Here is a 13,208-nt window from a genome sequence, read left to right as displayed (position 1 = left end):
CTTCATGACCGTTGGAGTACTCGCCCTGCAGGGCGACTTTCGCGAGCATGCCACCGTGCTGCGCTCACTCGGCAGCGACGTGGTGCTTGTGCGCCGGCCGGAGGAACTGGCCGGCGTCAACGGTCTGGTGATCCCGGGCGGGGAATCCAGCGTGATGGACAAGCTGACCCGCATGTTCGGCCTGGCCGAACCACTGCGGGCGGCCGTCGCGGCCGGGCTGCCGGTCTACGGCACCTGCGCCGGCCTGATCATGCTTGCCGACACCGTGCTGGATGGCATCAACGGCCAGCAGAGCATCGGCGGCCTGGACATCAGCGTGCGCCGCAACGCTTTCGGCTCCCAGACCGCGTCATTCGAGACCGACCTCGACGTTCCCGTCCTGGGCGGACCCCCGGTGCATGCGGTGTTCATCCGGGCCCCGGTCGTCGAGAGTGTCGGACCCAACGCGACGGCCCTCGCCACGGTCGCCGACGGCCGCTGCGTCGCGGTGGAACAGGGCAATCTGATCGGCACGTCCTTCCACCCCGAGATCACCGGGGAACACCGGTTCCACGAGTACTTCCTGCAGAAGGTCCGGAGCGCCGGCTTCCGGTCGTGACGAACCGTTCCGGCTGCGCCAGACTGGGCGTATGACCCGCTATATCGCCCTGCTGCGCGGCATCAACGTCGGTGGCATCAACATCCGGATGGCCGAGCTCGCCGAGACCGTGCAGAGCCTCGGCCACACAGCGGTGACGACAGTCCTCGCCAGCGGAAACGTGGTCTTGGAGACCTCCGAGGCGGACGCCGCCGCCGTCAAGTCCGGCCTGGAACGCGCGCTCTCCGAACGGTTCGCCTACGCGGCCTGGGTGGTGCTCGTGCCCTGGCCACGACTAACCGACACCGTCGCCGACTACCCATTCGAGGATCGCGTCGGCTGGCACTCCTACGTGCTCTTCGGCTCCGAGCCGGCCCGCCTCGATGACCTACTCGCGGCCGCACCGGAGCTGGATCCGAACGACGAGAGGGTGCAACGGGGCAGGGACGTCCTCTACTGGCAGGTGCGACGTGCGGTAGGCATCAAGAGTCCCTTCAGCGTTCTGTCGGGTAAGGCCCGTTTCAAATCCACCACCACCACCCGCAATGTGCGGACGCTTCGGAAGATTCTGGCAGTACCTCACGGCGCTGTACCTTCAGGCCCTGTACCTTCAGGCGCTGTACCTGAACCCGCCGTGTCCCAAGCCGGTCCCAACCCCGCGGGCTAGACTGGTATCGCACCAGCGTTCGATGTTATTCGCTGTGCCACCACGCTTGATGAACAGTTCCACACCAGGCAGTGCAGCGATGCACCGCATCCACCCTGCGGCGCCCGAAAAGCGTCGCACGACTAAGCGACACACGGGAGATTCATGTCCGGGCACTCCAAATGGGCGACAACCAAGCACCAGAAGGCCGTCACCGACTCGCGTCGGGCCAAGGCATTCGCCAAGCTGATCAAGAACATCGAGGTCGCTGCCCGCATGGGCGGTGCCGACCTGTCCGGGAACCCGACGCTCGTCGACGCCATCCAGAAGGCCAAGAAGACCTCGGTCCCCAACGACAACATCGACCGCGCCGTCAAGCGCGGCGCCGGCCTGTCCGGTGAAGCCGTCGACTACACGACGATCATGTACGAGGGCTACGCCGCAAACGGTGTCGCCATCATGATCGAGTGCCTCACCGACAACAAGAACCGCGCAGCGGCCGAAGTGCGCACAACGGTCAGCCGTAACGGCGGCAACATGGCCGACCCGGGCAGCGTCGCCTACAACTTCCACCGTAAGGGCATCGTCGTTGTCCCCAAGGGAGACGACGTCACGGAAGACGACGTTCTCGCTGCGGTGCTCGACGCCGGAGCCGAAGAGGTCGTCGACGACGGCGACAAGTTCGAGGTGTTCAGCGAGGCGCACGACCTGGTGGCCACCCGCACCGCCCTGCAGACGGCCGGAATCGACTACGACTCCGCCGACATCGCCTTCGTGCCGCAGCTCAAGATCGAGGTCGACGCCGAGACCGCCCGCAAGGTGTTCAGGCTCATCGACGCCCTCGAAGAGCTCGACGACGTGCAGAACATCTACAGCAACTACGACGTGTCGGCCGAGGTCCAGGCCGAACTCGAAGCAGACAGCGAATAGCCAACCGATGACGGTCAGGGTGCTGGGCATCGACCCCGGCCTGACCCGCTGCGGCGTCGGCATCGTCGACGTCGCAGCAAACCGGTCGGCCACGCTGGTCGACGTTCAGGTGTTGCGCAGTTCTCCTGACCTGCCCCTCGAGCGCCGCCTCCTGCTGATCAGCGAGGGTCTCGAGGAGCTCCTCGACCGGCACCAGCCGCATTTCGTCGCCATCGAGCGCGTCTTCGCTCAGCAGAACGTGAGCACCGTGATGGGCACCGCCCAAATAAGCGGGGTGGCCCTGATGCTCGCCGCCAAGCGCGGATTGACCGTCACGCTGCACACGCCCAGCGAGGTCAAGGCCGCCATCACGGGCTACGGCTCCGCCGACAAGAAGCAGGTCGGAACCATGGTCGCCCGGGTGCTTGGGCTTGCCGAGATCCCGAAACCGGCGGACGCCGCAGACGCCCTCGCCCTGGCCATCTGCCACGCCTGGCGCACCGGCGCGGCAGGCGGAGTCCTGCCCACCAGCGGTGCGGTGAAAGCGGGCAGCCGGTCCACCCCGGCCCTGACTCCCGGCGCGCTCACCCCTGCCCAGAAGGCCTGGCGCGATGCGGAGCGCGGCAACGCGCCGGGGTCGGCGGCCGCAGCGTCGGCGGCGCACCGTAGGCTGACTAAGTGATCTCTTCAGTGCGCGGCCCAGTTCTTTCAGCCCTGGGCACAACGGTGGTGATCGAGGTCGGGGGAGTGGGGCTTGCCCTGCAGGTCACGCCGTCAACGGCCCTGGCCGCCAGGGTCGGCACCGAAGCCCGGCTGTCGACCACGCTCATCGTGCGCGAGGACTCCCTCACCCTCTACGGCTTCCCCAGCGCCGAAGAACTCGCGGTGTTCGAGCTGCTCGTCGGTGTGACGGGCGTCGGCCCCAAGTCCGCCCTGGGTGTGCTCGCCGTCCTCACGCCCAACCAGATCGCCCAGGCGGTGGCCACGGATGACGATGCCGCGTTCCGTAAGGTCAGCGGCGTCGGCCCCAAGACCGCCAAGCTCATCGTGCTCTCGCTCGTGGGCAAGATCGCCGTCACCGCCCCGGCAGGCCCGGCCGGCCGGGCCGGCACAGCCACGAGCACAGTAGGCGCCAGCGTGCAGACGGCTCTGATCGGCCTCGGCTGGTCTGAGCGGGTCGCTGCGCAGGCCGTCGACGAAATTCTGGCCGGCAGCACCGCAGAGTTCGACGCCGAGGCCGCGGGCGTGGCCGCCGTGCTTCGCCTGGCTCTTGCCCGGCTCGGCCCTGCCCAGCACGCCGGCACCAACCAGACCGCGGAGCACCGCTGATGACCCAGGATCCCGGCGTCGAACTGACCAACCCGGCGCTTGAGGGCGACGCGGAACTGGCCTTCGAGGGCGCCCTGCGCCCGAAGAGCCTCACCGAATTCGTCGGCCAGCAGAAGGTGCGCGGCCAGCTTCAGCTCTTACTCACCGCGGCGTCCATGCAACAGCGCACCCCCGACCACATCCTGCTCGCCGGCCCGCCCGGCCTGGGCAAGACCACCCTCGCGATGATCATCGCCTACGAGGGCAACCGGCCGCTGCGGATGTCGAGCGGCCCGGCCATCCAACACGCCGGTGACCTGGCCGCCGTGTTGTCTTCCCTCGTACCGGGCGAAGTGCTGTTCATCGACGAGATCCACCGCATGGCGCGATCCGCCGAGGAGATGCTTTACCTGGCGATGGAAGACTTCAGAATCGACATCATGGTGGGCAAAGGCGCCGGCGCCACATCGGTGCCGCTGGACCTGGCCCCGTTCACCCTGGTCGGTGCCACCACCCGCTCAGGCATGCTGCCCAACCCGTTGCGGGACCGGTTCGGCTTCACGGCCCACCTGGAGTTCTACGCCGACGGCGAACTCGAACTGGTGCTCGTACGCGCCGCACGCCTCCTGGGCCTGGCGATCGAGCGGGAAGCCATCGCCGAGATCGCCGGCCGGTGCCGGGGTACACCGCGCATCGCGAACCGGCTGTTGCGGCGGGTGCGCGACTACGCACTCGTGCACGGCGGCGACGCCGACCTGGCCGCCGTGCATGCGGCTCTTGAGCTGTACGACGTCGACGAAATCGGGCTGGACAGGCTCGACCGCGAGGTCATGAACATCGTCCTTACCCGTTTTGGGGGTGGACCGGTTGGCCTGAACACACTGGCCGTGTCGGTGGGTGAGGAGCCCGAAACCATCGAATCGGTCGTCGAGCCCTTCCTGGTACGGATAGGCTTCCTCACGCGTACCCCGCGAGGGCGGGTTGCCACTGCCGCAGCGTGGCGGCATTTCGGTTTGAGCAATCCTCAGGCTGCGCTCACCTTGGATGTTCTATAATTCAAGCTGGTCAGGCACGCCCCTCCGACCGGCTCCCCCCAACCACGCTCACAAAAAACTTCGTCGCGACATCACGTTCGCACGGGAAGGTTTCACAGTTCTATGGATCCGTTGACTCTTGTCATGCTCGCCGTTCTGGCGCTGCTCGTGTTCTTCATGTTTCGCAATGGCCGCAAGCGCCAGAAGGACACCTTGGCCCTGCAGTCGAAGATGGTCGCCGGCGCAGACGTGATGACGAACTTCGGCCTCTACGGCACCATTGTGTCGATCGACGAGGAAGAGAACAAGGTCGCTCTCGAGATCGCACCCGGCACCATCGTGCAGATCCACCGTCAGACCATCGCGCGTGTCGTCGAGTCGGCAGAGACCACCTACGACATCGTGTTGCCCGAATCTGCAGACGCCGACACCCAGGCCGCGGCAGGCGAGCCGGAGTTCGGCCAGCGAACCGCGTTCGAGCCGACGACCGAGCAGGCCGAGACCGGCACCAAGGCCGAACCGACAGACACCGAACCCAAAAAGGGCGACGCGTAACAACCCACTCCGCGCTCACGCTTTCCGGCGCGGGCACGAGCAAAGAAAGCTGAGTTCAATAGGTGGCTAAGTCGTCTCCGACCAAGAAGGCCTGGCGCTCCCTGACCTGGCTTGGCGTGATCATCGTCGGTCTGATCGCTCTGAACGGGGCGGGGGTGCTCAGCGGCGGAGGTTCGTGGACTCCGAAGCTCGCCCTCGACCTCGAGGGTGGTACCCAGATCATCCTGGCGCCCAAGCTCGAGTCCGGCCAGACCGTCTCGTCGGAGCAGCTGAACCAGGCCGTGTCGATCATTCGTCAGCGCATCGACTCCGCCGGCGTGTCCGAGTCTGAGATCAACACGCAGGGTGGACAGAACATCGTCGTCTCCATCCCCGGCACGCCGGACGACGCCACCCTGAACCGCATCCAGTCCTCGGCCAAGCTCGAATTCCGTCCGGTACTCGTGGCCTCAGCGCCCACCGACGCCAGCGTCGGAGCTGATGGCTCTACCGAGGCTCCCACCGACGGTGCCACGGCACCCGCCAGCGATGCGCCGGCCACGGATGCCGCGGCAGACCCGGCCGCTGAAACGCCGACCGTCGCCCCGACCGACGCGAGCGACCTGAACAACATCACGCCAGCCCTGCAGGCCCAGTTCGAGACGTTCCAGTGCAGCGACATCGACACCACCATCGTGGCCCCCGCCGACGAACCGCTGATCACCTGCGAGACGGACGGAACGGTCAAGTACATCCTCGGACCGGTCGAGGTCAGCGGCCAGAACATCTCCGACGCCACCAACGGGCAGGTCACCACCCAGAGCGGCGCGACCACCGGCGAGTGGGCGGTCAACATCGTCTTCGACGGCACCGGAACCAAGGCCTTCGCCGATGTGACCACGCGCCTCAGCGGCCTCACCGGCGCTCAGAACCAGTTCGCCATCGTGCTGGACGGCAGCGTCATCTCCGCACCGCGCACCCTGGCCGTGATCACCGACGGCAAGCCGCAGATCACCGGCTCCTTCGACCAGGACACCTCCAAGGCCCTCGCCGATCAGCTCAAGTTCGGCGCCCTGCCGATCAGCTTCACCGTGCAGAGCCAGGACACCATCTCCGCGACCCTCGGGTCCACGCAGCTGCAGAGCGGCCTGATCGCCGGCCTGATCGGCCTGATCCTCGTGGTGCTCTACTCCTTGGCGCAGTACCGGCTGCTCGGGCTGGTGACGGTGGCATCGCTCGCCGTCGCGGGTGTGATCACCTACTTCTTGATCACCCTGCTGTCCTGGCGAGAGGGCTACCGGCTCTCCCTGGCCGGTGTGGCCGGTTTGATCGTGGCCATCGGTATCACCGCCGACTCGTTCATCGTGTACTTCGAGCGGGTGCGCGACGAGCTTCGCGACGGCAGAGGACTGGTTTCGTCGGTCGAGTCCGGCTGGCGCCGTGCCATCCGCACCATCATCGCCTCCGACACCGTCAACTTCCTCGCCGCTGCCGTTCTGTTCATCCTGGCCGTCGGCAATGTGCGCGGTTTCGCCCTGACCCTGGGTCTGACCACTCTGGTCGACCTCCTGGTCGTGGCGCTGTTCACTCACCCGGTGCTGCAGCTGCTCGCCCGCACCAAGTTCTTCGGTGACGGGCACAAGCTCAGCGGACTCGACCCACGGGCCCTCGGCGCGGTGTATCGCGGCCGTGCCCAGTTCCAGCCCTCCGGCGAAGTGGCATCACGCAAGGCCACCTCCGCCAGCAAGGAGGCTGCGAAGCGCCAGACCATCGCCGAACGCAAGGCGGCTGAGCTCGTCGGGACCGGCTCCACTAAGTCGACCGACGGGAAGGATTCCTAATGGCCAGTTTCAACCAGTTCGGCAACGATCTGCACACCGGCAAGTTGTCCTACAACATCGTCGGCCGCCGTAAGATCTGGTATTCGGTCGCGGCGGTCATGATCCTGATCGCGATCCTCGGCCCCGTCCTGCGCGGCGGCTTCACCTTCGGCATCGAGTTCACCGGCGGTTCCGAATTCGTGCTCTCCGAGATCTCCACCGAAGACCAGGACGCCGCGGCCACAGCCGTCACCGGAGTCGTCCCCGAGGCCGTGCCGAAGGTTTCCGTCGTCGGGAGCGACAGCATCCGGGTGCAGACCGACCAACTCAGCGACACCGAGAGCCGGGAGGTGCGGGCCGCTCTGGCCTCCGCCTACAGCGTCGACGCCGCCAAGGTGACGTCCTCGTTCATCGGCCCGTCCTGGGGCCAGGACATCACCGGCTCCGCCATCCGCGCCCTGCTCACCTTCCTGGTACTCGCCGGCGCCGTGATGGCCCTGTACTTCCGCACCTGGAAGATGGCCGCCGCCGCCATGGTCGCGCTGCTGCACGACCTCGTCATCACCGCGGGTTTCTACGGCCTCACCGGCTTCGAGATCACCCCGGCGGCCGTGATCGGGTTCCTCACGATCCTCGGCTACTCGCTCTACGACACCGTCGTGGTGTTCGACAAGATCCGTGAGAACACCGCGGAGGACGGACCCGAATCCCGGCGCACCTTCGCGGACTCGGTCAATCTTGCGGTCAACCAGACCCTGGTGCGATCGATCAACACGTCGATCGTCGCCGTGCTCCCGGTTGCATCGATCCTCGTCATCGGCGCGTTCGTGCTCGGTGCCGGAACCCTGCAGGATATCTCCCTGGCGCTGCTCATCGGCATGCTGGTGGGTACCTACTCCACGATCTTCATCGCCGCACCGCTGTACGCCCAGATGCGGGAGAACGAACCCGAGATCCGCAAGCGCGACAAGAAGGCCCTGGCGCTGAAGGCCAAGGCCTCTGGAACCGCACCGGTCGCCGGTGCCGACGCAACGCACGTGGACGTTCCCGCGTGAGCCTGGCCGCGCCCCGGGAATACGCGAGCTCATCCTTCGGTTTACCGTTTATCCACTAGTACAGGGATAATTGGCGCCAGGGAGTGAGGTAACGAGATGACAGAGACCACCACGCCATCCGCCGCGTCACTGCGCCGCCTGGTACCCCGCATCTTCTCCAGGGCACAGCCCGTCGGTGCGGTCGACACGCTGCTCAAGACCGTGCGCACGCACCACCCCAAGGTGGACCTGTCCATCATCGAACGGGCGTACGCGGCCGCCGAACGCGCCCACGAGGGCCAGAAGCGTCGCAGCGGCGAACCGTACATCACGCATCCGGTCGCCGTCGCCCAGATCCTCGCCGATCTCGGCATCGGCCCCAAGACCGTGGCGGCAGCCCTGCTGCACGACACTGTCGAGGACACCGACTACACCCTGGACCAATTGCGGGCGGATTTCGGCGACGAGATCACCATGCTCGTCGACGGCGTCACCAAGCTCGACAAGGTGAAGTACGGCGACAGCACGCAGGCCGAGACGGTCCGCAAAATGATCGTCGCGATGTCCAAGGACATCAGGGTGCTCATCATCAAGCTCGCCGACCGCCTGCACAACGCCCGCACCTGGGGATTCGTGCCGGCCGAGTCCGCGACCCGCAAAGCAACCGAGACCCTCGAGATCTATGCGCCACTGGCCCACCGGCTCGGCATCCAGACCATCAAGTGGGAGCTTGAAGACCTTTCCTTCGGCGTGCTCTACCCGAAGCTGTACGCCGAGATCGAAAGCCTCGTCAAGCAACGCACCCCACAGCGTGAAGAGTTCGTGCAGTACGTCATCGACGCGATCAACGACGACCTCAAGGCCGCGCGCATTCGCGGCAAGGTGGCCGGCCGGCCCAAGCAGTACTACTCGATCTACCAGAAGATGGTCGTACGCGGCCGGGAATTCGACGAGATCTACGACCTCGTCGGTATCCGCGTCCTGGTCAACTCGGTGCGCGACTGTTACGCCGTCCTCGGCGCCATCCACGCCCGCTGGACGCCGCTGCCCGGCCGGTTCAAGGACTACATCGCCACACCCAAGTTCAACCTGTACCAGTCCCTGCACACCACCGTGCTCGGCCCCAGCGGCCGACCCGTCGAGATTCAGATTCGCACCCAGGAGATGCACGAACGCGCCGAGTACGGCGTTGCCTCGCACTGGAAGTACAAGGAGCAGGTCAACGGGAAGAGCTCGGGTCCCGGCCCGCAGAGCGACACCGACATGGCGTGGCTCGCCCACATCTCCGACTGGCAGGCCGAGACGGCCGACCCCAACGAATTCCTCGACTCCCTGCGCTACGAAATCGGCGCGAAGGAGGTCTACGTCTTCACGCCGAAGGGACGCGTGATCGGCCTGCCCGCCGACGCCACCCCGGTGGACTTCGCCTATGCCGTGCACACCGAGGTGGGCCACCGCACCATGGGCGCCAAGGTCAACGGGCGGCTTGTACCGCTGGAGAGCTCGCTCAGCACCGGTGATGTCGTCGAGGTGTTCACCTCCAAGAACCCGGACTCCGGCCCGAGCCAGGACTGGCTGAACTTCGTCAAGAGCCCACGCGCGCGGAACAAGATTCGCCAGTGGTTCACCAAGGAACGCCGCGACGAGGCTATCGAACAGGGCCGCGACGCCATCGCCAGGGCAATGCGCAAGCAGAACCTGCCGTTGCAGAAGCTGATGAACCAGGACTCGTTCGCCGAGGTCGCCGCCGTCATGCGCTACGAAGACGTCTCCGCGCTCTACGCCGCCGTCGGCGAAGGCCACGTGTCGACGCAGTCGGTGCTGGAAAAGGTCGTCGCCACGCTGCAGAGTGTGGAGGAGAGCGATGCCACGGATCTGCCGTTCGCCCCCAACGGGCGCACGCAGACCCTGCGGAACAACGACTCCGGTATTCTGGTGCGGGGCGCGCCCGACATCCTGGTCAAGCTCGCGCGCTGCTGCACCCCGGTTCCCGGCGACAAGATCGTGGGCTTCATCACCCGCGGCTCCGGCGTCTCGGTGCACCAGTTCGACTGCCACAACGTGCAGGAACTGCTGAAGGAACCCGAGCGGATGATCGACGTCGACTGGGCGCCGACATCGAAGAGCCTGTTCCTTGTGCAAATTCAGATCGAGGCGCTGGACCGCTCCGGTTTGCTCTCCGATGTCACGCGGGTGCTTTCCGAGCATCACGTCAATATCCTGTCGGCGACGGTGCACACCTCCAGCGACCGGTTGGCGATCAGCCGGTTCGTGTTCGAGATGGGGGACACCACCCATCTCGACCGGGTGCTGAACGCCGTTCGACGCATCGACGCCGTGTACGACGTCTACCGGGTCAGCGACGGTTAGGGGCCGGCGGGAAGCCGCCGACCCACCAGCCGACGCGCCTCCATTAGCCGGCCGGCCGCCTGCCGGCTGAACGAGATTCCGTGCCGAACGGTCCGCTCACCGGCATCCGTGCGGCCTGCCTCCAGCCCGAGGTGAACCAGGGCTGCGTAGTCCAGTGCGTCGATGGCCGGCACATCGTTGGCCGGCCCGTCGTAGGCCAGCAGGTCCGCCAGCAGCGCGGTGTCCGGCGGTACGCCGGGTGACACTCCCCAGCGGGCGAGGTCGATGGCTGTGCGCAGGGGAGTGGTGACAAGCTGCTGGGCCAGGACCCTCGTGTCGTCGGGGCCGATGCGCACCTCCCTCAGGAGAGTGCCGGCGCCACCGGGCTTTCGCGTGCGAGCGGTGACGTCCACGCAGAACTGATGGCGGTGCGGCTCGGCGGCGAGGCCGTAGACCCAGGCGGCGGTCATCCGTTCGGCGGCGGCCCGGCTCGGCGCGAGAGGCGCGAGAGCCCGCGCGCGCGTCTCGGGGCCGTCGTGGGCGTCGACGGGGCACCAGGCCCCGGCGACGGCGAACAACTCCCCGTCCAGGCGGGCGCAGTTCAATTCCGCCAGCGGGAGGTCGGTCAGGGTGAGCACTGCGGGGACGAGGCGAGTCATGGCCTCAGCCTGCAGCGGTCCAGCCGGAACGAGAAACGGGATCGGGAATCTGTGGACAGATTCCCGATCCCGGATCAGGTGTGCAGTTCTCTCTGCGTAGCAGGACCTGCTACTGGCCGATGGCCTTCAGCCAGGCCTTGCGGGTCTCCAGCGCCTCGGTGGCGTCCTTGATCTTGCGGGCGTCCTTGGTCTCCTGCGCGGCGGCCAGCTCGGCCTCCAGCTTGGCGATCGCGTCGTGCAACTGGCCGGCCAGACCCTCGGCGCGAGCCTTGGTCTCGGGGTTGTTGCGCTTCCAGTGGTCGTCGTCGAGCTTGCGCACGGCGGCTTCGACCTTGCGCATGCGCTCCTCGACCGGCTTGACCTGGTCGCGGGGCACCTTGCCGGCGGCATCCCAACGGCGCTGGATGGAGCTGAGAAGTTCGCGGGCCTTCACCCGGTCGGTCTCGGTGAGGAGCGTCTCCGCCTCGGTGAGGAGTTCGAGCTTGACGACGAGGTTCGCGGAGAACTCCTCGTTGTCGGCGGCATCGATCTCGCTCTTCACCGAGTAGAGCACGTCGCCCGCAGCCTTGAACTTCGCCCACATGGCGTCGTCCTGCTTCTTGCCCGAACGGCCGGCGGCCTTCCAGTCCTCAAGCAGGTTGCGGTAGGCGGGGATACCGTCTGCGCCCTGGGGTGCGAGGGCCTCTGCCTTTTCGATGAGCTGCTGCTTGCGGTTGCGCACATCCTTGTGGGCGCTGTCGAGCTCGGCGAAGAATGCCTTGCGGTTCTGCTCGATGATGGTGCGTGCTGCCCGGAATCGCTTCCAGAGCTCGTTCGCCTCACCCTTGGGGATCCGCGGTGCGTCGTGCTGGTGGGCCTGCCACTTGGCGAAGAGCGCGTCCAGGGCTGCGCTGGTCTGCTTCCACTGCGTCTTTGCCGGGTCTTCGGCGGCGAGGCGCTCGGCCTCTTCGACGATCGCGGCACGCTCCGCGAGGGCGGCGGCGCCGGCGGCCTTGGCCTCGACACCCTGCTGCTCGGTGAGCTCCGTGACCGTGCCGCCCAGGGCGCCGAGGCGCTCTGCGAGGGCTGCGAGGTTGCCGACGGCGTTGGCGGTGGCGACGGACTTCGACAGGTTGGCGACCGACTTGGCGATGTCCGCGGCGGGAGCGCCGCCCTTCGCGCGCTGTTCGAGCAGGGTGACCTGTCCGTTCAATTCAACGTACTTACGCTCGAAGTAAGCGAGTGCTTCTTCAGGAGTCGCGTCGGGATACTGCCCGACGGCACGTTCGCCGTCTGCTTCGCGCACGTAAACCGTGCCGGTTTCGTCTACGCGACCCCATGGTTGCTGATCTGTCGTAGTCAAGAGCCTCACCTTAATGATTTGGTTGATTCCCCGCGGCGTGGATGACTGCCAACGGGTGAATCCCTGATCGAGCCAGTACTGACACAAGCCAATACGGGGACAAGCCTATTGCAAGCCCGCCCAACGTTCAGCGGAAACGACCGAACTGTTATGCCCGATCGGGTTTTTTGCTCCAGAGAGTGTGTCTACTGCACCGAGAAGGACGTGATGGTCGCTGGGACCAGGGGAGCACCGTCGGCTGAACCATCCGCGACACCCGCGGCGGCGATCTGACTGACCACCTGGTCCAGTCCGGAGGTGACCTGGCCGATCACCGTGTACCCCCCGGCCTCGTCGGCGGGGATGGTGGTGTCGGCGTAGACGATGAAGAACTGACTGCCGGTGCTGTAACCGTCCCCGCCGGCCCTGGCCATCGCGAGGGTGCCGGCCGGGTACACGTTGTCTGCCGGGGCGTTCTCGATGGGTCCGTAGCTGTAGCCGGGTCCGCCGGTGCCGTCGCCGCTGGGGTCGCCGCACTGCAGCACGGAGAAGCCGCCGTTGGTGAGGCGGTGGCAGGTCAGGCCGTCGTAGAAGCCGGACTGAACAAGGCTGATGGTCGACGAGACGGCCTGTGGAGCTGCCGCGCCGTCCAGTTCGATGCCCAGGGGGATGTCGTTGAGGGTGAGCGTGCCGGTCCAGGTGCGGTCTTCGGCCAGGTCGCTGTCGGGGACCTCGCCGGTGTTCGCCCCGGCGGCCGGGGTGGCGGTGGGTGTCGGTGTTCCTGAGGCGCTGGGCTCGGGGGTTCCGGGGCCGCCGCCGAAGTAGAACAGTTGGGCGCCGACGAGCACGGCGAGAACAACAACGAGGATGCTGCCGGCCAGGATGTTGTCGCGCGTGCGGCGCTTGGCCTGGTGTTCGTTCACGGCCTTGCGGGCCTGGTAGGCGCGAACGCGACCACGTGCTTCGCGGGCTTCGCGTTCCTGTTTGCTGCTCGGTGCCACGTGAATCCTCCAGGTG

General features: G+C 66.6%; 13 protein-coding genes. 10 read left to right on the top strand and 3 right to left on the bottom strand.

Annotated elements, in window-relative coordinates:
- Window positions 1-4 precede the first annotated feature (4 nt).
- The 10 genes from pdxT to E3T61_RS02910 all read left to right on the top strand — a co-directional run bounded on the left by pdxT (window position 5) and on the right by E3T61_RS02910 (window position 10,232).
- A complete protein-coding gene (gene pdxT / locus E3T61_RS02955) occupies window positions 5-598 on the top strand; it encodes a pyridoxal 5'-phosphate synthase glutaminase subunit PdxT (RefSeq protein ID WP_134639410.1) in 594 nt (197 codons plus the stop codon).
- Between the two features lie 31 nt (window positions 599-629).
- Entirely contained in the window at window positions 630-1,244 is a 615-nt protein-coding gene (locus E3T61_RS02950) for a DUF1697 domain-containing protein (protein ID WP_134639409.1), read from the top strand.
- Window positions 1,245-1,388: 144 nt separating this feature from the next.
- On the top strand, window positions 1,389-2,153 hold the full coding sequence (locus E3T61_RS02945) for a YebC/PmpR family DNA-binding transcriptional regulator (RefSeq protein ID WP_134639408.1): 765 nt from the start codon (window positions 1,389-1,391) through the stop codon (window positions 2,151-2,153).
- 7 nt (window positions 2,154-2,160) lie between these two features.
- A complete protein-coding gene (gene ruvC / locus E3T61_RS02940; RefSeq protein WP_134639407.1) occupies window positions 2,161-2,814 on the top strand; it encodes a crossover junction endodeoxyribonuclease RuvC in 654 nt (217 codons plus the stop codon).
- A complete protein-coding gene (ruvA, locus tag E3T61_RS02935; protein WP_134639406.1) occupies window positions 2,811-3,461 on the top strand; it encodes a Holliday junction branch migration protein RuvA in 651 nt (216 codons plus the stop codon). The genes ruvC and ruvA overlap by 4 nt, the downstream gene beginning before the upstream one ends.
- Window positions 3,461-4,495 carry a Holliday junction branch migration DNA helicase RuvB gene (gene ruvB, locus E3T61_RS02930; protein WP_134639405.1) on the top strand — a complete coding sequence of 345 codons (1,035 nt, stop codon included), beginning with the start codon at window positions 3,461-3,463 and terminating at the stop codon, window positions 4,493-4,495. The genes ruvA and ruvB overlap by 1 nt, the downstream gene beginning before the upstream one ends.
- A gap of 102 nt (window positions 4,496-4,597) precedes the next feature.
- Window positions 4,598-5,029, top strand: coding sequence for a preprotein translocase subunit YajC (yajC, locus tag E3T61_RS02925; protein WP_134639404.1), 432 nt, complete (start codon window positions 4,598-4,600; stop codon window positions 5,027-5,029).
- A 62-nt stretch (window positions 5,030-5,091) separates the two neighbouring features.
- Window positions 5,092-6,849, top strand: coding sequence for a protein translocase subunit SecD (secD, locus tag E3T61_RS02920; protein ID WP_134639403.1), 1,758 nt, complete (start codon window positions 5,092-5,094; stop codon window positions 6,847-6,849).
- Window positions 6,849-7,883, top strand: coding sequence for a protein translocase subunit SecF (secF, locus tag E3T61_RS02915; protein ID WP_134639402.1), 1,035 nt, complete (start codon window positions 6,849-6,851; stop codon window positions 7,881-7,883). Before secD ends, secF begins: the two co-directional genes overlap by 1 nt.
- 96 nt (window positions 7,884-7,979) lie before the next feature.
- Window positions 7,980-10,232, top strand: a complete 2,253-nt coding sequence (locus E3T61_RS02910; protein WP_134639401.1) for a RelA/SpoT family protein — start codon at window positions 7,980-7,982, stop codon at window positions 10,230-10,232.
- Here the strand turns inward: E3T61_RS02910 and E3T61_RS02905 are convergent.
- The 3 genes from E3T61_RS02905 to E3T61_RS02895 form a co-directional block, all read right to left on the bottom strand.
- Complete coding sequence (locus tag E3T61_RS02905) at window positions 10,229-10,870, bottom strand: hypothetical protein (RefSeq protein WP_134639400.1); 642 nt, start codon at window positions 10,868-10,870, stop codon at window positions 10,229-10,231. The two genes, E3T61_RS02910 and E3T61_RS02905, sit on opposite strands and share 4 nt — an antisense overlap.
- A gap of 109 nt (window positions 10,871-10,979) precedes the next feature.
- Window positions 10,980-12,212 carry a DUF349 domain-containing protein gene (locus E3T61_RS02900; protein ID WP_134639399.1) on the bottom strand — a complete coding sequence of 411 codons (1,233 nt, stop codon included), beginning with the start codon at window positions 12,210-12,212 and terminating at the stop codon, window positions 10,980-10,982.
- Between the two features lie 185 nt (window positions 12,213-12,397).
- Window positions 12,398-13,192: a peptidylprolyl isomerase gene (locus E3T61_RS02895; RefSeq protein WP_134639398.1), complete on the bottom strand. Its 795-nt coding sequence runs from the start codon at window positions 13,190-13,192 to the stop codon at window positions 12,398-12,400.
- Window positions 13,193-13,208: the final 16 nt, after the last annotated feature.

The sequence above is a fragment of the Cryobacterium lactosi genome, from assembly GCF_004403945.1.
GTDB lineage: Bacteria > Actinomycetota > Actinomycetes > Actinomycetales > Microbacteriaceae > Cryobacterium > Cryobacterium lactosi.
The sequence above is the reverse complement of the archived record's forward strand: the minus strand, read 5'-3'. Positions and strand labels throughout refer to the sequence as shown.